The following is a 2,797-nucleotide window of genomic DNA, read 5'->3' on the forward strand; positions in this document are numbered from 1 at the left end:
GACGGGCCTGCGCGTGCGGGTTGAAGGCAGCGCCAGCGGCGGCGTGGTGCAGGCCAATACGCTGACGGTGAGGCCGGTGGCCGAGGATGGCGACCGGGTCAACAAGCAGAACTTCAGCCTGGTGGGCCAGCTCTCGGCGCTGGACCTGGCAGCGCAGCGCTTCACGCTGCTGGGCACGCCGGTTTCGTTTGCCGACACGGTGCTCAGCCAGGGCACCGAATCGGCGCTGGCCAACGGCGTGCGCATCGAGGTGCGCGGCACCTTGTCGCTGGACGGCACCAGCCTGGTCGCCCAGGGCCTGAAGTTCGACCCATGACACCCGGCGCGCCGGGCCTGGCGACAGCCCAGGCCTGAAGCGCGCGCCGCTTCCCCCTGTTCCCTTTCTTCGCCTCGGGCGCCCGGTTTTCAGAATCGGACAGCGCCGCAGGCGGAGCCATGTCCGCGCGGCAGACGGCCGGCTGCCTCGCGCTTTCTTCAACCCCTCAACCGGAGGGCCCCGCATCGATGCACTGACGCCTCTTCAACCCGGCATCCGGTGAATGGATGCGCGCTTCCTTCCCTCTCTTCGTTTCTTTCCTGTTCCTCTTTTCGAAAGTCATTCGCATGTCTCTCTCTTTCTGGAAAAAGGCCGCGCTGGCGGCTGCCATGGGCTTCTGGGCCGCTGGCTCGGCCCTGGCGGCCGACACCGTGGAAGTCTTCTATCACCCGTATGTGGACAAGGCCCTGGACTACGGCCAGATGGGCTACACCAACAAGAAGGGCAAGTTCATCCCGCTGACCGGCCAGCAGATCCTCGGCACGCGGGTGGAAATCACCTTCAAGCCCGAGGCCCAGCACGACCTGAAGGTCTTCCATGTGGACATGGTGGTCCCGGTGTCCGGCTCGGTGAGCCAGTACATCTCGGTCGAAGGTTCGCAGCTGACCAAGATCGGCTCGCACAAGTACCAGTTCGAGCTGCCGTCCTCGACCGACTACAACGGCGAAATCGTCGCCGGCCGCTTCTCGGTCGACTGCTATGGGCTGAACGAAAACGGCGAAGTCGTGCCGATGGCCGGCACGCTGTCGGCCAAGTCCGGCTTCTACTTCACCGTGACCAAGCCTTGAGCATCTGGGAATGAGTGGCCAGGTTCGGCGGAGCCAGGGCCACTCTCCCTTTTTGTCACCGACCCAGGCGGGCCTGGTGACGCGCAATCTGCGCCAGCGCCTGCACCGGCGCGGTGCCGCCCAGCACATTGCGGGCATTCAGCGAGCCGCGCAGCGTCAGCACCGAGAACACATCGTCGGTGATGCGGGCATCAAAGCCCTGCAGCGTGGCCAGTGGCAACTCGGCCAGGTCCACACCCTGCTTCAGGCCTTCCTTCACGGCATGCGCCACGACCTCGTGTGCGTCGCGGAACGGCAAGCCCTTCTTGACCAGGTAGTCGGCCAGGTCGGTCGCCGTGGCATAGCCGCGCAGCGCGGCGCGCTCCATCGCATCGGCCTTGACCTTCAGGCCGCCACTGCGTGAACCGTCGGCCGCCACTTCGCCGCCCACCATCTCGGCCATGATGCGCAGCGTGTCCTTGACCGTGTCCACGGTGTCGAACAGCGGCTCCTTGTCTTCCTGGTTGTCCTTGTTGTAGGTCAGCGGCTGGCCCTTCATCAAGGTGATCAGGCCCATCAGGTGGCCGACCACGCGGCCGCTCTTGCCACGCGCCAGCTCGGCCACGTCCGGGTTGCGCTTCTGCGGCATGATGGACGAGCCGGTGCAATACCGGTCCGACAGGTCGATGAAGCCGAAGTTCTGGCTCATCCACAGCACGATCTCCTCGGCCATGCGCGAGACGTGGATCATCACCAGCGCGGCAAAGCCGCTGAACTCGATCGCGAAGTCACGGTCGCTCACGGCGTCCAGGCTGTTCTGGCAGACACCGTCAAAGCCCAACGACTTCGCCACTGCCTCACGGTCCAGCGGGTAGCTGGTGCCCGCCAGCGCGGCGGCGCCCAGCGGCAGGCGGTTCACGCGCTTGCGCAAGTCCGTCAGGCGTTCGGCATCGCGGGCGAACATTTCCACATAGGCCAGCAGGTGGTGCGCAAAGCTCACCGGCTGCGCCACCTGCATGTGCGTGAAGCCTGGCATCACGGTTTCGGTGTGGTCGGCCGCCACGCTGACCAGCGCGCGCTGCATGTCGGCCAGCAGCTCGCCAATCTGGTCGATCTCGCTGCGCAGCCAGAGGCGCACGTCAGTGGCGACCTGATCGTTGCGCGAGCGGCCGGTGTGCAGGCGCTTGCCGGCGTCGCCCACCAACTGGGTCAGGCGGGCCTCGATGTTGAGGTGCACGTCTTCCAGCTCCAGCTTCCACTCGAACTGGCCGGCCTCGATCTCGCCTTTGATCTGCGCCATGCCGCGCTGGATGTCGGCCAGGTCCTGCGCGCCTATGATGCCTTGCGCGGCCAGCATGCCGGCATGGGCCAGGCTGCCTTCGATGTCGGCCGCCCACAGGCGCTTGTCGAAGAAGACGCTGGAGGTGTAGCGCTTCACCAGCTCGCTCATCGGCTCTGAGAAGAGCGCGGACCAGGCCTGGGATTTCTTGTCGAGTTGGTTGGAGCTCATCGGGCAGCAGGCCGCCGCGGCCGAGAGGGCGCCGCTGCGGCAGAGTGGGGAGGGAAGCCGAGCATTTTAGGCGGTGCCCTGGCGCGGACGAGCGGGCATGGCCCCGGGGGCGACTTGGCCGAGAATGACCGCCGTGGCAAAACGCTCTGAAACCGGCACCAGCACGCTGTTCGACGACCTGCGCGAGGTCGTCACCGCACCAGA

Annotated in this window: 3 protein-coding genes; 2 read left to right on the forward strand and 1 reads right to left on the reverse strand. The window is 66.2% G+C overall.

Annotated elements, in window-relative coordinates; all coding sequences use genetic code 11:
* On the forward strand, nt 1-316 hold a 316-nt coding region (locus tag FKP22_RS32800; protein WP_170201102.1), incomplete at its 5' end, for a DUF5666 domain-containing protein.
* Between the two features lie 287 nt (nt 317-603).
* Nucleotides 604-1,104 carry a hypothetical protein gene (locus tag FKP22_RS26335; RefSeq protein WP_141290853.1) on the forward strand — a complete coding sequence of 167 codons (501 nt, stop codon included), beginning with the start codon at nt 604-606 and terminating at the stop codon, nt 1,102-1,104.
* 55 nt (nt 1,105-1,159) lie between these two features.
* Here FKP22_RS26335 and argH read toward each other — a convergent pair whose 3' ends face one another.
* Nucleotides 1,160-2,593, reverse strand: a complete 1,434-nt coding sequence (gene argH / locus FKP22_RS26340) for an argininosuccinate lyase (RefSeq protein WP_141290855.1) — start codon at nt 2,591-2,593, stop codon at nt 1,160-1,162.
* Nucleotides 2,594-2,797: the final 204 nt, after the last annotated feature.

The sequence above is a fragment of the Ideonella azotifigens genome (genome assembly GCF_006519715.1).
Classification (GTDB): domain Bacteria; phylum Pseudomonadota; class Gammaproteobacteria; order Burkholderiales; family Burkholderiaceae_C; genus Ideonella; species Ideonella azotifigens.